The following is an 18,259-nucleotide window of genomic DNA, read 5'->3' as shown; positions in this document are numbered from 1 at the left end:
CGACTACTTGACGGTCACCAGACCGCACAGGCGGGCACCGGACAGCGTGCACACCTCGTACGACCCGGCCGGAATACCCTTCGGCACGGCCAGCGTGTACGGACCGGCGCCCGTGTACTGCGGGAGCGCGACGCCCATCTCACCGGTCAGCCGGATCGCGTACGGCGTGGTCGGGTCGCCCGGGATCTTCGCGACCAGCGTGTACAGCGGCGCGTTCGGCGAGGACGCCAGCGACATCGAGAACGTCGCCGAGCGGACCGCCTTGTCCGGGAACGAGGCCACGAACTGGGCGCCGGCCTTCGTCACCGTGGACGTCAGCGCCAGCGGCTTGGCCTTCGGCAGCACCTGCGCGGTCGGCTGCACCTCGACCTCGGGCGGCGCGACCGCGTTCGTCGGTACGGGGCTGCCGGCCACCGGCGCGGTGTCGTGCGCCGGCCGGAGCGTGGGGACGATCGCGACGGCGCCGACCACCAGGGCCGCGCCGAGCACGGACAGACCGGCGGTCTTGCGGCGCTTGCGGGAACGCGCCGTGGTCAGGACGGAGTCGAAGTCACCGGTGGACTCGGCGGCGCGGCGGTCGGCCACCGCCTGCAGGTCCTCCTGCAGATCAGGCATGGTCGTCACTCCTCAACAGCAATGAATCGGACAGGGCGTCCCGGGCGCGGGACAGGCGCGACTTGACCGTGCCTTCCGCGATCCCGAGGGTGTCGGCCACCTGAGCCACGCTCAGGTCACAGACGTAATGGAGGACGACGACCTGCCGGGTCGGCATCGGCAGGCCGGCGAGAGCCCGCTCGAGGTCACCCGAATACCCGTCGGCATGGTCCGGGACGTGCTCGGTCGGCAGCCGGTGGAACAACTGGCTGAACCGGTTGCCGTCCCGGTGCTTGTTCGCAGCGAGCCGCATCGCGACCAGCCGCACCCAGGCCTCGGGTGAGTCGTACCGCGACACCTTCTCCCAGCGGGGCACCAACCGCACGAACGCCTCCTGGACGATGTCCTCGGCCTCGGCGCGCGACCCGGTCAGCAGCGAGATCACGCCCACCAGCCGTGGCTGATGAGCGCGGTAGAACTCCCGCAACCCCTCCGTCTCCATACCTGCCTACACCCCCGACCTCTCGATCCGGTTCCATCGAATGCGTGACCCTATCCAACGTCACTCTGAGTACATGGACAAGCTCACGACGTACGAGATCGCGTGGTTGGTGGGCGGTAGCGAACGTGCCGCAGTGGTTGTCCTCGTCACGCTCGCGGCCGGTGGGCAGCTCGAGGTCGCGTACAAGCGGCAGCGGATCAGGGTCGCGCGGGTCGAGTCGGCGTACCCCGTCGAGGCGGCCGCGCTCGACCTGGTCCCGGACAGCGGGATCGGTGTGAGCGAGTTCCTCGCGGCGGTGGCTGCGTCTCCGGCCGTGTCGGCGCTGGAGAAGGACGTCCGCGCGAAGGGTCAGCTCCGGGGGCTGCGGTGGTTCAGCAAGACCTACCGCGAGCTGCGTGAGCATCCCGGCACGGGGGTACGGCGGGTTGCCGTGCTCGGCGTACCGGCGATCGAGGACCAGGAACTGCGGGACATGCTGGCGCACCCGCTGCCGGGGATGCCGAAGATCGAGCCGATGCTCCCGGTCCGCGACAACACCATCGACGGCACGATCGGCCCGTCGCCCGGCACCTGGACCGCGGGCTGACTCAGACGGGCTGGCTCAGACTGGGCCGACTCAGACCGTGATCTCGCCGCGCTCGGCCTTGAGCGCGATGTCGGTGCGGTGCTGGGAGCCCTTGATCCGGATCTGACCGACGGCGGCGTAGGCACGCTGCCGCGCCTCGGCGAGATCCTTGCCGACGGCGCTGACCGCGAGGACACGGCCGCCCGCGGTGACGAGTTCCTCCCCGTCGAGCGCCGTACCCGCGTGGAAGACCCGTACGTCGTCGTTCTCCGCCTGGTCGATGCCGGCGATCTGATCGCCCTTGCGGGGGCTCGACGGGTACTTCTTCGCCGCCACCACGACCGCGACCGAGGAGGCGTTCCGCCAGCTCAGGTCCCCGTGGTCGCCGAGCTTGCCCGTCGCGGCGGCGTACAGCAGGCCACCGAGCGGGGTCTTCAGCATCGGCAGCAGCGCCTGCGTCTCCGGGTCCCCGAAGCGGCAGTTGAACTCGATCACCCGGACACCACGCGAGGTCAGCGCGAGACCGGCGTACAGCAGGCCGCTGAACGGCGTACCGCGGTGGCGGAGCTCGTCGATGGTGGGCTGCAGGACCTTCTCGGTGATCTCCTCGACCAAGTCGTCCGGTGCCCACGGCAACGGCGTGTACGCGCCCATGCCGCCGGTGTTCGGGCCCTCGTCGTTGTCGCCGAGCCGCTTGAAGTCCTGCGCCGGCTGCATCGGCAGGACGGTGGTGCCGTCGGTGATCGCGAACAGCGAGACCTCGGGACCGTCGAGGAACTCCTCGATCAGCACCTGCTCGCACTCACCCGCGTGCGCAAGCGCCGCCTCGCGGTCCGACGTGACCACGACGCCCTTACCCGCGGCGAGCCCGTCGTCCTTCACGACGTACGGCGGGCCGAACGCGTCGATCGCGGTCGCGGCCTCCTCGGGCGTCGTACACACGTACGCACGGCCGGTCGGCACACTCGCCGTGGCCATCACGTCCTTCGCGAACGCCTTCGATCCCTCGATCTGCGCGGCTTCGCGAGACGGTCCGAACACCGCGATCCCGGCGTCCCGCAACGGGTCGGCCAGGCCGGCCACCAGCGGCGCCTCGGGCCCGACGACGACCAGGTCGACCTCCAGCTCACGCGCCAGCGCGACGACGGCATCGTGGTCGGCCATGTCCACGGGCCGGCAAACGATCGTTTGCCCGTCGTACGCCGGACGCAACACGGCGATGCCCGGGTTCCCCGGGGCCGCCACCACTTGTTCGACCTCCGCGTCCTGGGCCAGCGCCCAGACCAGAGCATGCTCGCGGCCACCAGAACCGATCACCAAGACCTTCACGGGCCATCAGCCTAGCGTGCCTGGAGCACCCCACAGGACCGTGGTCTGAACGGTTCGCTGTCAGTAGGTCCAGTAGTAGCGGCCGTCGGCGTTCCATTCGACGGGGGTGGTGGTGTGGTTGGTGAAGGCCATGCCTTTGCCTTGGGCCAGTTCTACGGTGCGGGCCAGTTGGAGGGAGTAGGGGTGCTGGTTGTCGTCCCACCACTGTTCGGACTGGGTGATGCAGGTCTGGCCGGCGTAGTACGGGTTGGAGCACTGATGGGGTGGTAGCCACTTCTGGACGTGGCGGAAGGTGACGGTGGTGGAGCCGTTGGGGGGCTTGATCGTGCCGGTCGCGTCCAGGCAGTAGCCGGTGGCGGGGATGTTCCACTTGACGTAGTGCTGGCGGCCGCCGGCGGACGGGATGGGCTGCAGGTTGTTGCAGTCGGCATCGCCGATCTTCTCGCTGGTGACGCGTTGGACCTGGGTCAGCGGGCGGCCGGCGCCGTCGTTGTAGCCGTCGAGGAGGACCCACTCGCCGGCCTTGACGAAGTGCTCCGCGGACTTCGGCGGCCAGGCCTTCGGGTCGCCCCACGAGATGTCGGACTCGGTGGCGCTGAGCGGCGTCCAGGTCCACTGACCGGCGGCGGACGCGCCGGCGAAGTACTGCCCGGCCGACTTCTGAAACATCAGCGAGTACTGCCCGTAGTTCTCGCCCGTCGTGCTCGCGTCCGACGAACGCGGCACGGCTACCGCGACTGCGGCCGCCACCACAGCGGCGGCGAGAGTCAGAACAGGGAGCCTCGTCTTCGTCACAGAGTGCAACTTTAATGCCGACTGGGTTCAGGTTGAGTTCCTGTTCCGTGCCGCGGCTGCGGTCTAGGCTCACCACCACGGGCCGACCAAAGGGGGTGGGCCGGACCAAGGGGAGCTGTGATGCCAGAGCCTGTCACCCGAACGCTCGACGTACCGGGCGCCACACTGACGTACGACGTCCGCGGCGACCTCGCGAACCGCCCGGTCCTGCTGATCTTCGGCTCACCGATGGCGGCCAGCGGATTCCCCACCCTGGCCTCGCATTTCGAGGACCGCACGGTGGTGACGTACGACCCGCGCGGCACCGAGCGCAGCGCCCGGAGCGGCGAGCTGACCGAGCTGTCACCCGGGGATCACGCCGCCGACCTCGCCGCGCTGATCGAGCACCTCGACGTCGGCCCGGTCGACATCTTCGCCAGCAGCGGCGGCGCGGTGAACGCGCTGGCCCTGACCGCGAAGCACCCGGACCTGATCAACACGCTGGTCGCGCACGAGCCGCCGCTCGCCGCGATCGTCCCCGACAGCGACGCCGCGCTGGCCGCGATCGCCGACATGTACGAGACGTACCAGCGCGACGGCCTGGGTCGCGGCATGGCGAAGTTCATCGCCCTGGTCGGGTACGACGGCGAGCTACCGGCCGCCTACTCGCAACAGCCCGCGCCGGATCCGGCGATGTTCGGCCTCCCCACCGAGGACGACGGCAGCCGCACCGACGCGCTGCTCGGCCAGAACCTCCGCGGCTGTACGTCGTACCAGCCGGACTTCGACGCCCTGGACAAGGCGAAGGACCGGATCGTGATCGGCATCGGCGAGGAGTCGGCGAACCAGCTCGCCGCACGCGGCGGGAAGGCCGTCGCCGAGCGGCTCGGTCTGACGCCGGTCGTGTTCCCGGGCAACCACGGCGGCTTCCTCGGCAACGAGTACGGCATGCCCGGCAAGCCCACCGAGTTCGCGGCCACGCTGCGCGAGGTGCTGACCAGCCGCGCCTGATCCACGACCCGTTGTGCACGCCCGTTCCGCTGTCAGCGGAACGGGGGTGCTGGGGGGTGACGTGGGTGGGGTGTCTGCTTAGCTGGTGACATGACTGACAAGCCAGAGATCGACTTCCCTGACGGTCCGCCGCCGGCGGATCTCGAGATCACCGACATCACCGTGGGCGACGGCGACGAGGCCAAGGCCGGCTCCCGGGTGAACGTGCACTACGTGGGCGTGGCCCATTCGACCGGCGAGGAGTTCGACGCGTCGTACAACCGGGGCGCCCCGCTGGCGTTCCAGCTCGGCGTCGGCCAGGTCATCCAGGGCTGGGACACCGGCGTCCAGGGCATGAAGGTCGGTGGCCGCCGCAAGCTGGTCATCCCGCCGCACCTGGGGTACGGCGACCGCGGCGCGGGCGGCGCGATCAAGCCGGGCGAGACCTTGATCTTCGTGGTGGACCTGATCAGCGTCAGCTGACCCCACCAGCGAACGAACAGCCGGCGGCGACCAGGTGGTCACCGCCGGCTGTGTCATATGAGCGTCAGCGAATCGCGGCCGCCCGGATCACCTCCTGGCTGATCTTGTTCCCGGCCTCGTCGCCGGCCGTCGCCCGCAGCGAGAGGTACGACGCGCCCTTCGGCACCCGGACATCGGCAGACCATCCGCCGGCGGTTCGCGACAGCGACACCGGCTGCCAGTTGGCGCCGTCGTCGTACGAGACCGCGAGCGTCGCGGCGTTGACCTTGCCCGCGCCCTCGACACCGGCGAACTGGAACGCGCTCAGACCGATCCGCTGCCGGCCGTTCGTGAGCGCACCGTTGAGGTCCGTCGCGAGGTGGTAGTCGACCTGGACCAGCGGCAGGTACACCCAGTCGCTCGCCTCGGTCGTCTGGGCCCGGAAGTCCCACGCGGTCGTGGTCTTGGTCCCCTGTCCCCAGACCGCCGGCCGGGTGGTGTCCATCTCGAAGCGGTAGTTCGCCCAACCCGTCGTGGCCGGCACACTCGTCTGCACCGCCTGGAAGGAACTCTTCCGGATCAGCTCCCCGTTCTGGAACAGCCGCGTCTCGACCGTCGAGTCGTCGTCCATCGCACCGGTGACGCCCTGGTCGCCACTACTGGCGGTCGGCACGTTCACCGCGAAGAAGTCGCCGCTGCGCCGCGGGTTCCAGTACCCCGAGCCGACGCGCGGCCGGACGACCGGCGCGAACCACGAGTTCGTCTGGACGGAACGGCCTGCGTACGTGTGCCGCTCGCCGCGCTGCTCCCAGCCCTGCGGGTGACTCGTCTGCTCGTACCAGTCGGTCCCTTCCTGCGTGGACACGTAGTCCACCCGCTCGGTCCCGAGATGGACCGGCTCGGTCACCTGCAGACACGGCGGCCAGTACCCGATCCGGCAGTCCGCGCGACTCTCGAACGCGAGCTCGCCGGTCGGCCCGACGAACCGGTTCACGACGGTCGCCAACTCGCTCGCCCGCGGCGCGTAGCTCAGGTTCGCCGGGATCGCCCCGGTGTAGGCCTTCACCACGTCGTACAGGTACGGCGGCGCCTCGGTCCCCATCGCCCGCAGCCGGAGATTGCCCCCAGCAACGATCCGCTGGACCAACGGACCACCTTCGGCCGCCGTCAACGAGTACACCGGAAGGTTGGTCCCACCCGCGGTGTCGTAGTACTTGCCCGACCCGTCGTTGACCACGATCAGCACCCGGGCACCGGCAGCGACAGCAGCCGCCGCGCGATCGGCCGGGGTCACCGCACTGCTCGCCGTCACGAACACCGCCTTGCCCCGAACGTCCTTGCCCGCATAGTCGGCGGCCGCGCCAGTACCGGCGTACGCGGCGGTCAGCGTCGCCTTGCCGTCCCAGCGCTTCGAGCCGCGCTGGAGGAGCGGGTGCAACTGCAAGTTGTCGACGGTCATCGACACCAACGGCGCCGTACGACGCCAACGGGTCGAGAACTCGTAGTGGCCACCCGGCACCTGACCGGTCGGAGCGGCGTACATCTTGGTCGTCAGCGGCGTCGGCACGTACTGGCTGAGGAAGGTCGCGTACTGACCGCCGATCCCCGAGTCGTGGTACCAGCCCGGTCGGCGGTAGACGTCCTCACCCGGGCGCGACGTGCCGAGCGTGATCGGGTTCGCCGTTCGGGCGTCGAGGGTGATCTCGGTGTTCTTCCCGATCACGAGGTGCGGCGTGCCGACCAGGGCAACGCCCTCGCCGCCGTCGACCTCCAGCCACGAGGTCGCGGTGTAGACGCCGGGCTCGAGGCGCTGCGTCGAGACCGTCCCGGTAGTGGGGTCGATCTCGAGAGTGCTGACGAACTGGTCGCCGTACTTGTACAGCGTCAGGAACCCGCCGGCCGGCTTGCCGTCGCGACCCGTCGCATGCACCTTCAGGTCGTACCGCTCGCCCTCCATGACCAGGCCGACCGCGGTCTGCGCGACCCGCTGACCGTCCTGCTTGGCGACGACCGTCCCCGAGTACGACGAACCCGGCGTGGCCAGGTTCGGCGTCGCGGTGACGTCGACCGTGGCGGTGCCGTTCGCGGGTACGGTGACCTGCGTCGCTCCGAGCTTGAAGAGGCCGGCCGGCGCTGCCGTCGTACCGTCGCTGGTCACGTCGGTCGACAGGTCGAGCGTGGCCGCCGTGTCACCGAGGTTCGTGTACGTGATGCTCCGCTGGACCGGCACGTCGTCACCGTGCGGCCAGGCGTGGAACCCGAAGTCGCGGGTCGCCGTCGCGATCACCTTGCCGAACGCGGCCGCCGGTACGTCGAGCCGACCGCCCCCGACCTGGTACGCCGTCTCGCCGGCGAGCGGTTTGGCCGTGCTCACCAATGCGGACTTGATCTGCTCACCGGTCCAGTCAGGGTGCTCCTGAACGAGCAGAGCCGCCGCGCCGGCGACGTGCGGCGTCGCCATCGACGTACCGCTGAGCGACTTGTAGAAGCCGGTGCCGGACGACTTGGCCGCGCGGGCCGCGAGCACGTCGACACCCGGCGCCACGATCTCCGGCTTCACCGTCGCGTCGCCGAGCCGCGGACCCATGTCCTGGAAGTACGCCCGCTGGTCGTTGCCGTCGACCGCGCCGACGGTCAACGCCGACGCCGCGGCACCCGGCGAACCGATGCCGCTCACCCGGCCGTAGTTGCCTGCGGCAATCACGAACAGGGCGCCGGTCTCGGCACTCAGCTGGTCGACCGCGAGCGCCATCGGGTCGGTGCCGTCGCTCGGTTCGGTGCTGCCGAGACTCATGCTGACGACCTTGGCGCGGTGCGCGGCCCACTCCATCCCGTCGATGATCCAGGAGGCAGCGCCGGACCCGCCGTCGCTGAGCACCTTGCCGATCGCCAGGTGAGCGGCCGGCGCGACGCCCTTCTCGAGACCGTTCGACGCCGCGCCGGTCCCGGCGACGGTGGACGCGACGTGGGTGCCGTGCCCGTTGACATCCTCGGTGGTCTCACCGGGGACGAAGCTCTTGGTCTCGACGATCTGACCCGCCACGTCGGGGTGCGTCTGGTCGATGCCGGTGTCGAGCACCGCGACCGTCGTACCGGAGCCGTCGACGCCCTTGGCCCAGGCGTCCGGCGCACCGATCTGGGCGACGCTGTCGGCCAGGCTGGCCTTGACCTTCTCGTCGAGGAACACCTTCTGGATGCCGCCGCCGAACTGGCCCGGTGCCGCCACCGAGCGCGCGGTGTTGGCGGTGATCCCCGTCCAGAACTGCGCCGCCTCGGCCTTGTGTGCAGCCAGACCCAGGCCGCCGATGCTCTCCAGCGTGGCGCCGCGGTCGGCGTGCTGCGGAGTCGCGGCGGCGGCGCGCAGGCCCGGCCGGTACTGGACGATGAGCGGGATCGACTTCACCGCGGAGTCGTCGTACCCCTGGTCGACGAGTGCGGTGACGTTGAAGAGCTCGGGGTCGAGGCGGCCCGAGGCGAGGTACGGCAGCGCAGCGTCCGGGACCACGTGCAGGTCCTTGCCGACCTGCTGGATCTGGACGCCGGCCGTGTTGCCGGGCGCCGGCTCGACGGATGCGGTCGGCTGACCGCCGGGGGTTTCGGTGAGCGTGACCACGTCACCGGTCAAGAGCGTGACGCGGTGGCTCTGGCCAGTGGCCGGCTGAGTGGGTGGGGCGGTGCCGGGTGAGGCGACACCATCTGCCTGCGACGGCGTCGTCGTCGCCGCGGCGAAAGCCACGAGGACAGCGAGGCCGCCGGCGACGGCGCGGGCGGATCTGGACATGGGCGGGACCCTTCCTGGAATGCACCTGCGGAGCGGAATGGCATGAACATGTCACGCCGCCGTACAGTGCTCAATGGCGGGATTGCGGCATGACATCTGTCCGCCACCCCGTCCGCCCCCGCAGGACCCTCGAAGGAGCGCACGATGCTCGACGTGCTGGGACTGGATACCACCGAGGAGGGCGCCTACCGGCGGCTGATCGCGCTGCCGTCGGAGTCGCTCGAGGCGCTCGCGGCCTCGATGCAGGTCGACGTCGCGGACCTCGCTGCCGCGCTCGACGGGCTCGAGGAGAAGGGCCTCGTGGCCCGTTCGACCGCGATGCCCGGCCACTTCGTCGCATCGCCGCCGACCCTCGCGCTCGGGTCGCTGATCGTGCAGCGCCAGGAGGAGATCCGCCGGGCGCAGCTCGAGCTCGGGCGCCTGGCCGAGCAGTACCGCGGCGTGATGGCCGACCGGTCGGACACCGACGTGATCGAGGTGGTGCGCGGCGCGCAGGCAGTGGCGCAGCGGTTCGGCCAGATGCAGCGCGGCGCGTCCGAGGAGGTGCTGGCGCTGGTCAAGGCGTCGGTCGCCGTGGTGTCCGCCGACGAGAACGTGGACGAGGACGCCGCCCTGGCGCGTGGCGTGACGTACCGGGTGGTCGTCGAACGGGCGGCGTTCGCCAAGCCTGGCTTCGTCGATCTCGTGGCCGCGTCGCTCAAGGCCGGCGAGCTGATCCGGGTCACCGGCGACCTCCCGCTGCGGCTGATCGTCGCCGACCGTTCACTCGCCTTGTTGCCGTTGGCCCCTACCGCGGACAACGCGGCCGGCGGTGCGCTGCTCGTGCATCCGTCAGGGTTGCTGGACGCGCTACTGCATCTCTTCGACCTCGTCTGGGCAGGCGCCAACGAAGTACTGCCCAGCGATACGGGCACCACCGAGCTCGCCGCTGACCGTCTCGACGACATCGACGCCCGCATCCTCACCCTGCTGCTGGCCGGGCTCACCGACCAAGCGATCGGCGGCCAACTGGGGATGTCGCTACGCACCGTCCAGCGTCGCGTCAGCCAGTTGATGGACCGCGCGCACGTCGTGACACGCTTCCAGCTCGGCCACGAGGCTTCCCGCCGCGGCTGGCTCGGCGTCTGATAATCCCGTAGTAGTACTCATCCGCCTCGCCCAGCGGCTCGCTTGACTGGGAGGCATGACGACCATGGCTGCGACCACCATCCCCGGCACTCGCCCGAACTGGCTGCGGTACGCCGCCGTGGCCGCGAAGGTACTGCTCCTCGGTTTGTTGCTCTCGGCCCTGATCTGGCCGGACCTCAGCGGGATGAAGGGGAAGGCCTCGACCGCCCGCCTGATCGTGTACCCGATCGGCGCCATGGTGGTCCCAATCTGGTGGTGGGCTTACGGCCGCACGCGCAGCACGCTGCACCGCAGCTTCCCCTGGCACGCCGACCTGTTGATGACACTCCCCTGGCTGCTCGACCTGATCGGCAACCGGCTGAATCTGTTCGACACCGTCGACTGGTGGGACGACGCCATGCACTTCGTCCTCTGGACCTTCCTCACCTGCGGCGTCCTGCTCGCCTTCGCCCCGCGTGGCCTCTCCCGGGCGCTGACCACGTTCGTCGCCCTCGGCTTCGGCGCCACCGCGGCGGTCGTGTGGGAACTCGGCGAGTACGTCGCGTTCGTGCGCGACTCCCCCGAACTGCAGACCGCCTACATCGACACGCTCGGCGATCTCGCCCTGGGAACGCTCGGGGCCTGCGTGGCCGGACTGATCGTCTACCAGGCCCGGCGAACTCCCTCTACTTCCAACGTATAGCGGCCCGGGGGACTTGCCGCAAGCCCCGGTTCGTCTCGCAGAATTGTTGGCCGATCAGCTCACGGCGAGCTGGGGGAGCGGAGATGATCTTGCGTTGTGTGTTGGCAAGTTGGGGATCGCGTGGAGACGTGGAGCCGTTGGCGGGTCTCGCGGTCGCGCTGCGGGAACTCGGCGCGGAGGCTACGGTGTGCGCGCCACCGGACGAGGATTTCGAGGCGTTGCTGGCGCGGGCCGGCGTACCGATGGTGCCGCTCGGGCCGTCGGTGAAGTCGGTGATCGCGGCGCCGAAGCCACCGTCGGGGCAGGCCGCGTTCGAGCTGGCTCCGCGGCTGGTCGCCGCGCGGTTCGAGACGCTCGGCACCGTGGCGCAGGGTGCTGATGCGATCGTCGCGACCGGCCTGATGCCGGCCGGCGCCCGGGACGTGGCGGACAAGCTTGGCATCGACTATGTCCTCGCCTGCTTCCACCTGGGCGGTATTCCGTCGCAACACTTCTCGCCGGGGGCTCGTCCGGGGACGCCGTCACCGGAGGGCGAGACCGACCGGCGGGTGCTGTGGGAACACGATGCCGAACGCGTGAACGCCTTGTACGGGCCGGCGCTCAACAGTCAGCGGGCCACGATCGGTCTACCGCCGGTCGAGAACGTGCGGGACTACGTGCTGACCGATCACCCGTGGCTCGCGGCGGATCCGACGCTTTGCCCGTCGAAGGGCATGACCGAGCTCGACGTCGTACAGACCGGTGCGTGGATCCTGCCTGACGACCGCCCGCTGCCCAGGGACGTGGAGGCGTTCCTCGAGGCCGGCGCTCCACCGGTGTACGTCGGGTTCGGCAGCATGGCCGCGTACGCGCCGAAGGGGATCGCCGAGCTGGCCATCGAGGCGTGTCGCGCGCACGGCCGGCGTGTTCTGCTGAGCCGCGGCTGGGCGGGGCTGGACCTCGCGGACGAGGGCAAGGACTGCTTCGTCGTCGGCGAGATCAACCAGCAGGCGCTGTTCCCCCGGGTCGCGGCGGTGGTGCATCACGGCGGTGCGGGTACGACGACAACGACCGGGCGGGCCGGTACGCCGCAGGTCGTCGTACCGCTGATTGCTGATCAGCCGTACTGGGCGTCGCGGATCGCCGCGCTGGGGATCGGCGCCGCACACGAGCGCTCGGCGCCGACCGTTGAGTCGTTGGCTGCTGCGCTCGGGATCGCTCTGAGTCCGGAAACACGGGCGCGGGCCGAGACGGTGGGCGGCGAGATCAAGACCGACGGAGCGACCGTGGCCGCCAAGCTGTTGATCGGTCAGTCGACAGGTCGGTGAAGGGCGTCGAGGAGATGTGAGATGACGGTCTCCGGTGAGCGGGTCCAGTCCGTGGTGAGCACATGGTGGACCCGCCAGCCGGTGGTCGTCAGGACGCTCGGATGCGTGGTGAGCCGCTCGAGCAGTGTGTCGGCGGCGACGCGATCCGGGGTGTCGACGAGGACCGCGAGCCGATAGCCGTCGTCGTCGGGCAGCTTCAACGCGAGATCACACCGGAACACCGACTCGCCGACCGCGGCGTCCACCTCGACACCGCGCGCCTCCAGCGCCGCCGCGAGCTGATCGACCACCGCGGTCGATGTCTTCGCGCGCGCCGGCGTCTTCGTGCCGTACGACTTCGTGCTGTACGACGTCAGCGCCGATTTCGCCGCCACGCTGTCGCCGCGGGAGACCGCTGCGGCGTACGTGAGGAACCGGCGCAGCGTGTTGGCCCCGTCGTTGTAGGTGTTGGTGATCGCGTCGGGCTCGATGCTGCTGACGACCACCATGTGTTCGCGCGCCCGGCTGAAGATGACGTTCAGCCGTTTCTCGCCGCCCGAGGTGTTGATCGGGCCGAAGTTCATCAGCATCCGGCCGTCCGGACCGGCGGCGTAGCAGACGCTCATCAGGATGATGTCGCGCTCGTCGCCCTGCACGTTCTCGAGGTTCTTCACGAACAACCCGGCGTCCTGCTCGCCGTGCGTCCGCACCTGCTCCGCCTCGTACGCCGCCGCGAACGCCGGATCGCCGTCCGCGAGATCGTCGAGGGCCCGCTCGATCTCCCCCTGCTGGGCCTCGGAGAACGCCACGATCCCGAGACTCTTGCCGGTCTCCCGAGCCAGGAGGTCCCGCACCAGCGCAGCGATCCACCGGGCCTCGGCCGGGTTGGTCCGCCGGTCGTAGACCCCGTCGACGAGCCGGACCGCGGTGATGCTCCCGGCCAGCACGCTGTCGCACACCTCGGACACCGGGGAATCGGACCGCAGCGTCCACGGCGGCGCGGTGTGCGGCGGCAACCGATCGGGAACCGTCGCGAGCTTGCCCTGGTAGAAGGCCGAGTTGCTGAACGAGATCAGCGCCTCCGACCGGCTCCGGTAGTGCCAGGTGAGCATCGTCGACGCCAGCCGCAGCGCACTGATCGAGAGGAAACTGTCCTCGGTCAGCGCGATGCCGACCTGCTCGGCGGCCTCGTCGTCGAGGTCGACCTCCACCTGCTCGTCCCGAACCCGGAAGTACTGCGTCGGCGGCAGCTGCATCTGGTCACCGACGACGATCGTCTGCGGCGCGCGATGCAGCGCCGGGATCGCTTCCTCCACGGGGATCTGACTCGCCTCGTCGTACACCACGACGTCGAAGGACGTTGTCAGCGGCAACGTGTCGGAGACCGAGGACGGGCTCATCAGCCAGACCGGGCGCAGCACCGAGACCACCTCGCCCGGCGCGCCGGACGCCAGGTCGCGGATCGACCGGTACCGCATGACCTTGCCGAACTCGTGCTCCAGCTCGCGACGCCCGGTCGCGAACGTCTTCTTCCGCTCGCGCTCCTCCGGCGACATCCCGGTCACGCTGCGCTCGGAGTGCCCGACCTCGGCGAGGAACCGCCGGCGCACCTGCGCGACCACCACCTCGGCGTTGAGCTCGGTCAGGTCGTCGTACACCATGCTCAATTCGCCCACGATCGCGTCGACCCGCTCCGAGGACAGTTGCAGAGCCGCGGCCGACCTGGCCCGCTCCCATTCCGCAGCGCAGACGGCGTACTCGAGTTGGTCAGGCGTCGCGTCGAACCGGCGCAGCGCCGACGCCACAGCCGGAGAAGCCAACTCCCGAAGCCTGGACCCCACCGCCCGTACGACGGGGCTCGCGGAGGCCAGCCGATCGGCCAGGTCACGGAGACCGTCGACGGTCAGCGTCTCCCAGTGATCGGCGAGCAGATCCCGGGTCACCTCCGTGGCGTCGTCGACGGCGTCCGCGAGACGGGCCAGCTCGGCCGCGGCGCCGTCGCGGAGCGCGAAGCGCCAGTCGGGAATGCTCTTGCGGGCGGCGGCGAGGTCGTCGATCAGTTCACGCGGGTCGTCGGTGGCCCAGTCGTGACGGGTCTGCTCGGCATGCTGCTCGACGGCCGCGGACGCGGACTGCGCGGCGACCAGGTCGGTGAGGATCTCGGTGACGGACGGCTGCACCGAACGCGACGCACTGTCGAATCGGGAGCGGACCAGACTCTTCACCCGGCGCCAGTCACCGCTGAGGAACGAGAACGTGCCACCTTCCTTGCTTTGAGCAACCTTCAGCGCGGATCGGGCATCGGCCGGCGCCAGCGGATCCTGCCAGCCCGCGGCCTCCTTCCAGGCGGCCCGCTCGGCCGCGACCAGCTTCTTCCGCTCGGCCGCGGCAGCCGCCAGCTCGCGAGCCACGTCCGACCGCGGAACGATCGCCTCCAGGCGGTCCAGGGCCGCGAGCGGCTCGAGCAACCGCCCGAGCTGGGCGTGCGCACGGACCTCACGCACGGCTGTGGTTTCCGAATCCGTTGCGTTCGCGACGGCATCCCACCGCGCCCGGAGCTCGCGGGCGGCGCCGGACAGATCGGAGTCGTCCCAGCGCGCGAGGAACGCCAGCGGGCTCCGCGCCAGCACACCACCGGTCGACGGATCAGCCGCTGCCAACGCATGCGCGACCTCCCGCACGCCATCGTGCGCCTCCCACCACTCCGCGACGCTCGGAAGGCTGGGAGCGTCGTCGGGTGGGACCCAGGTGTGGTCGTGCAGCGCGGCCAAGCGGTTGATCAGGTCGCGGAGTCGCGGTGTACCGGCAGCCAGTTGGTCCTCGAACGCATCGACCGTTGCGAGCAGCCGGTCGACGCGAGCGATCAGGTCGGCGCGGCGGGCGGTCAACGCATCCAGGTCGTCCTCGGCCGACAGCCAGGAATCGTAGGTCTCCCGGAGCCCATGTACGAAGGCCTTCTTGTCGCCGTGCGAGTCGTGGATCAGCGCGCACAACCCGTCCAGGCGCCGGCTCGCCAGCCGTGCATGGACGACGTCCAGCGCCGCTCGCTTCTGGCAGACGAACAACACCCGCTTCCCACGCGCCACGAAATCGGCGATCAGGTTCGTGATCGTCTGCGACTTTCCCGTCCCCGGCGGACCCTGGATCACGAAGCTCTCGCCGCGCCGCGCCCGTGCGATCGCGGCCACCTGCGAGCCGTCCGCGGGCACGACCAGATGCCGATCGGCGGGCGGCAGCTCAGGCAGCGAACTCCCTACGGGCCGTGGCCGGTCCGAGAACAGGTGGTCGAAGGACGCCGCGGACTCACCGGTCGTCAGCAGCTCGTCGTAGTCCCGGACCAGCCCCAACGTCCGGTAGTTGAAGTTCGCCAGCGAGACCGCACACAGGTCGACGTCCCAGGAGTACGGCCCGCCCTCGGTGTCGATCGAGTACACGTCGGTCTCGAGCGCTCCCGGCCGCCGCGGCTCCGCGCCGAGCGTGATCCCGAGCGGCAGAGTCTGCTGCGCGATCTGCGTGCGGAAGATCTGTACACCCAGCGGCTGATAGTCCGACCGCCGATAGGAGTACGGGTACTGCTTCCCGCCGAACCCCGTCGCGACGTTCCCACGCCGCCGCCGGTTGTACGTCCGCAACCGTGTCATCGCCCGCTGCCGGACCAGATCGATCCGCGGCTTCTCCCGCAGGTGCAGTTGCAACCCCGGCTCGGTCGCCTGGATCTCCTTCGCCAGCCGTTCGTGCAAGTCCCGCAACGCACCTGGCGCCGACAGGTCGACCGTCTCCGGCAGCGAGATCCCGTACAGCTGCCGCAGGCTGTGCCGCAGCGTCGGATTCACCTCCGCGATCGGATCCGTGACCCGCAGCGTGTACGAGTCCCGGACGCCGCGCTTCTTCGTCAGCTCCACCTTCGCCAGCACCAGCGGCGACGCGAGCCGGGTGTCGCGGTCGTTCTTCAGGTCGTGCCAGCGCAGGAACGCCGGCACCAGCCGCAACTGGTCCTGCCCGTAGTCCGCCCGGTCTCGGCGAGCGGTCGAGATCAGCTTGTCCAAGGTGTTTGCGGCGTACGGCGCCTCGTCGTACCGGATCCACTTGCCCAGGGGTTGCGCCTTCTTCAGGAGCTGCTCGGCGAGCTCGTCCCGCCAGGTGAACAGCTGCTCCGAGCGGATCGTCCGGACGTCGAGCATCAGCGGCACCGACACCTCGGTGACGTTCAGCGTCTGCGCGGTCGGGCGGAAGTTGATCAGCCGGTTCCGCCGCGAGAGGTCGAAGAGCCGGTCGCGCAGCGCACCGAGCACCGCCGTACGCCGGTCGGCGGCGCCGCGGACGATCGCTTCGACGTCGAAGTCCAGTGGCTGGTCGCGGTAGTTCTCGAGCTGCTCGATCAGCGAGTGCAGGTCCTGCGCGCGGCGGTGCCGATCCGGCTCGGCCATCTGCGCGGCGACCGAGACGATCACCGGATGCAGGTCCGGGTCCAGGCGGTACAAGTTGCCGCGGGCATCGATCAGGGTGGCGACGTCCGCCGTCCGGGACAGATCGAGACCGCAGCCCAGCGCGAGCAGCAGCTGCCCGAGGCTGAAGATGTCGGTGAGCTGGTCGTGGTGACCGACGACGTGCTCCCAGCTCTGCCAGCCGGCCACCAGCGTCGGTGCCGTGATCGCTTCCGGAACCGGCTCGGGGACGACCGTGGCCTCGCCGCCGCCACTCTCCCCCAGGTCGTACGAGGCCTGCCGGTGCGCCACCACCTCGACTGCGGTCGGACGCTTGCCCTGACGGACATCGACCTCGTGAGTGGCGAGGGTTGGTCGGCCGGCGTCCTCGGGCGCGAAACCGAGGCGGTTCTGGTCGTCGACCGCGATCCGATCCAGACCGCGCAACGGCGCGACCAGTCCACGCTCGTGCACGGCTGCCGTCTCGTGGAACAGCGGCAGCACCGCCGCGAGCAACGCGTCATTGCCGAGCCCGCCCTGCGAGACGGCCAGCGCGACGAGATCCTCCGCGCTCATCCGACCACCTCCGCCGCCTGCACGAACCTCGTCCGCTGCTTGTCCGTCCACCCGAGCTCGTCGTCCGCGATCTCGACGTACCCGGTCAGGCCGGAGCGTCGCGCGATCGCGAGCGAGGCGATCAACCCGTCGTCACCCGCGTCCGGGTCGGCCGTGGCGAGGTCGAGCAGGAGATAACAGAGGTACCGCGTGGTCGCCGCCGCGAGCGGACGTGGGCGCGGCATCGGCGCACCGTCCACCGGACGCACGCTCAGCGGCTCATCGAAACGCGTCGGTCTTCCTGGGGGTGTCTCTGGCTGATCGCTGAAGCCGGCGGCTGCGGTCGCCACTGCGTCGGTTCGCAGGCCTTCGGTGTGCGCGATCGCCGCAGCGAAATCTCGGCTGAGCTCCCGCAGCAACACAGCATCAAGGAGGTCCGGTGCGTCCACGTCGAGCGGCCCGGTGACCAGCGCCTCGACATCCTCGCCGTCGACCCAGTTCTTCAGCGCCCAGGCGCGCCCGACCGCCTCAGGATGCGTGGTTCCGCGACTCCCCGACCGGAGATCCAGCGACTCCGCCTGCCGCAGGTACGCCGCGGGGTCCGCCGTACTCAGCCCCGTCTCCAGCTTCAGCAGCGCGCGGATCGTCGTACTCAGATCACCACACGCCGTCAGCGCCCCTCGATCCGCGAAGAGCTCCGTCGCGAGGGACCAGCGCCGGTGCGTCTCGAGGTACTGCGACGGCGTCCGCGCATCACCCACCGCCGCGTCGAGCAGTCGGTCGACAGCGAGGTACCCACCGCCTTCTGCCTGCCAGAGCAACCGGTGTGCGAGCTCGTGCCCGATCACGGCGGTCAGCTCGTCCTCGTCGAGCCGATCGAGCAGCGCCCCTTGAAAGAGGATGACCGCCTTGCCGGCCTGATGCAGGTACGCCGCGTTCGGGTCGCCGCTCACCTGGAAGTAGTCGATGTCCTCGTCGAGCTCGAGGGCCCGCGCCGCGCGCTGCCCGGCCCGGAAGACCGCCGGGTGCGCATCGGGCTCCAAGCGGTACGCGTTCCGCAACAGGACGTCGTCGAGTGAACCCTCGGGACCGCCGCGCAATGCCGCCCAGGCAGGCTCGTCCACCCGGCGGACAACCGCCAGGACGGACCGGTGATACCCGAGCTCGGACAACATGGCGGCCACGAT

13 protein-coding genes are annotated in these 18,259 nt (G+C 70.1%); 6 read left to right on the top strand and 7 right to left on the bottom strand.

Annotated elements, in window-relative coordinates; genetic code table 11:
- Nucleotides 1-3: 3 nt before the first annotated feature.
- Together AC0662_RS40105 and AC0662_RS40100 are read right to left on the bottom strand one after the other, a co-directional pair.
- The gene (locus AC0662_RS40105; RefSeq protein WP_452192880.1) at nucleotides 4-615 is read right to left on the bottom strand and encodes a hypothetical protein; all 612 of its coding nucleotides are present in this window, start codon (nucleotides 613-615) and stop codon (nucleotides 4-6) included.
- The gene (locus AC0662_RS40100; RefSeq protein WP_452192878.1) at nucleotides 608-1,096 is read right to left on the bottom strand and encodes a SigE family RNA polymerase sigma factor; all 489 of its coding nucleotides are present in this window, start codon (nucleotides 1,094-1,096) and stop codon (nucleotides 608-610) included. Before AC0662_RS40100 ends, AC0662_RS40105 begins: the two co-directional genes overlap by 8 nt.
- Before the next feature lie 73 nt (nucleotides 1,097-1,169).
- On the opposite strand from AC0662_RS40100, the gene AC0662_RS40095 reads away from it, so the two are divergent.
- On the top strand, nucleotides 1,170-1,682 hold the full coding sequence (locus AC0662_RS40095; protein WP_478307241.1) for a TIGR04222 domain-containing membrane protein: 513 nt from the start codon (nucleotides 1,170-1,172) through the stop codon (nucleotides 1,680-1,682).
- Between the two features lie 30 nt (nucleotides 1,683-1,712).
- On the opposite strand, the gene purD is transcribed toward AC0662_RS40095, so the two are convergent.
- Both purD and AC0662_RS40085 read right to left on the bottom strand, forming a co-directional pair.
- On the bottom strand, nucleotides 1,713-2,990 hold the full coding sequence (gene purD / locus AC0662_RS40090) for a phosphoribosylamine--glycine ligase (protein WP_478307240.1): 1,278 nt from the start codon (nucleotides 2,988-2,990) through the stop codon (nucleotides 1,713-1,715).
- Between the two features lie 60 nt (nucleotides 2,991-3,050).
- Nucleotides 3,051-3,785, bottom strand: a complete 735-nt coding sequence (locus AC0662_RS40085) for a hypothetical protein (protein WP_478307238.1) — start codon at nucleotides 3,783-3,785, stop codon at nucleotides 3,051-3,053.
- Nucleotides 3,786-3,905: 120 nt separating this feature from the next.
- Between AC0662_RS40085 and AC0662_RS40080 the strand changes: the two genes are divergently transcribed.
- Both AC0662_RS40080 and AC0662_RS40075 read left to right on the top strand, forming a co-directional pair.
- Nucleotides 3,906-4,775, top strand: coding sequence for an alpha/beta fold hydrolase (locus tag AC0662_RS40080; protein WP_478307236.1), 870 nt, complete (start codon nucleotides 3,906-3,908; stop codon nucleotides 4,773-4,775).
- A 90-nt stretch (nucleotides 4,776-4,865) separates the two neighbouring features.
- Complete coding sequence (locus AC0662_RS40075; RefSeq protein WP_387769669.1) at nucleotides 4,866-5,237, top strand: FKBP-type peptidyl-prolyl cis-trans isomerase; 372 nt, start codon at nucleotides 4,866-4,868, stop codon at nucleotides 5,235-5,237.
- 64 nt (nucleotides 5,238-5,301) lie between these two features.
- On the opposite strand, the gene AC0662_RS40070 is transcribed toward AC0662_RS40075, so the two are convergent.
- Nucleotides 5,302-8,997, bottom strand: coding sequence for a S8 family serine peptidase (locus tag AC0662_RS40070; protein ID WP_478307234.1), 3,696 nt, complete (start codon nucleotides 8,995-8,997; stop codon nucleotides 5,302-5,304).
- A gap of 144 nt (nucleotides 8,998-9,141) precedes the next feature.
- Between AC0662_RS40070 and AC0662_RS40065 the strand changes: the two genes are divergently transcribed.
- The 3 genes from AC0662_RS40065 to AC0662_RS40055 all read left to right on the top strand — a co-directional run bounded on the left by AC0662_RS40065 (nucleotide 9,142) and on the right by AC0662_RS40055 (nucleotide 12,114).
- A complete protein-coding gene (locus AC0662_RS40065) occupies nucleotides 9,142-10,125 on the top strand; it encodes a hypothetical protein (protein ID WP_452202315.1) in 984 nt (327 codons plus the stop codon).
- 55 nt (nucleotides 10,126-10,180) lie between these two features.
- Nucleotides 10,181-10,807 carry a DUF2238 domain-containing protein gene (locus AC0662_RS40060; RefSeq protein WP_478307232.1) on the top strand — a complete coding sequence of 209 codons (627 nt, stop codon included), beginning with the start codon at nucleotides 10,181-10,183 and terminating at the stop codon, nucleotides 10,805-10,807.
- Between the two features lie 128 nt (nucleotides 10,808-10,935).
- Nucleotides 10,936-12,114, top strand: coding sequence for a glycosyltransferase (locus tag AC0662_RS40055; RefSeq protein ID WP_478307230.1), 1,179 nt, complete (start codon nucleotides 10,936-10,938; stop codon nucleotides 12,112-12,114).
- Here the strand turns inward: AC0662_RS40055 and AC0662_RS40050 are convergent.
- The gene (locus AC0662_RS40050) at nucleotides 12,096-17,093 is read right to left on the bottom strand and encodes an AAA domain-containing protein (protein ID WP_478307228.1); all 4,998 of its coding nucleotides are present in this window, start codon (nucleotides 17,091-17,093) and stop codon (nucleotides 12,096-12,098) included. The two genes, AC0662_RS40055 and AC0662_RS40050, sit on opposite strands and share 19 nt — an antisense overlap.
- Nucleotides 17,090-18,247 (bottom strand): M48 family metalloprotease, encoded by a 1,158-nt coding sequence (locus AC0662_RS40045; protein WP_478307226.1) that lies wholly within the window; start codon nucleotides 18,245-18,247, stop codon nucleotides 17,090-17,092. Before AC0662_RS40045 ends, AC0662_RS40050 begins: the two co-directional genes overlap by 4 nt.
- Between the last annotated feature and the right edge of the window lie 12 nt (nucleotides 18,248-18,259).

The sequence above is a fragment of the Kribbella sp. NPDC043289 genome, from assembly GCF_056436705.1.
This window is presented reverse-complemented; position numbering and strand designations above follow the sequence as displayed.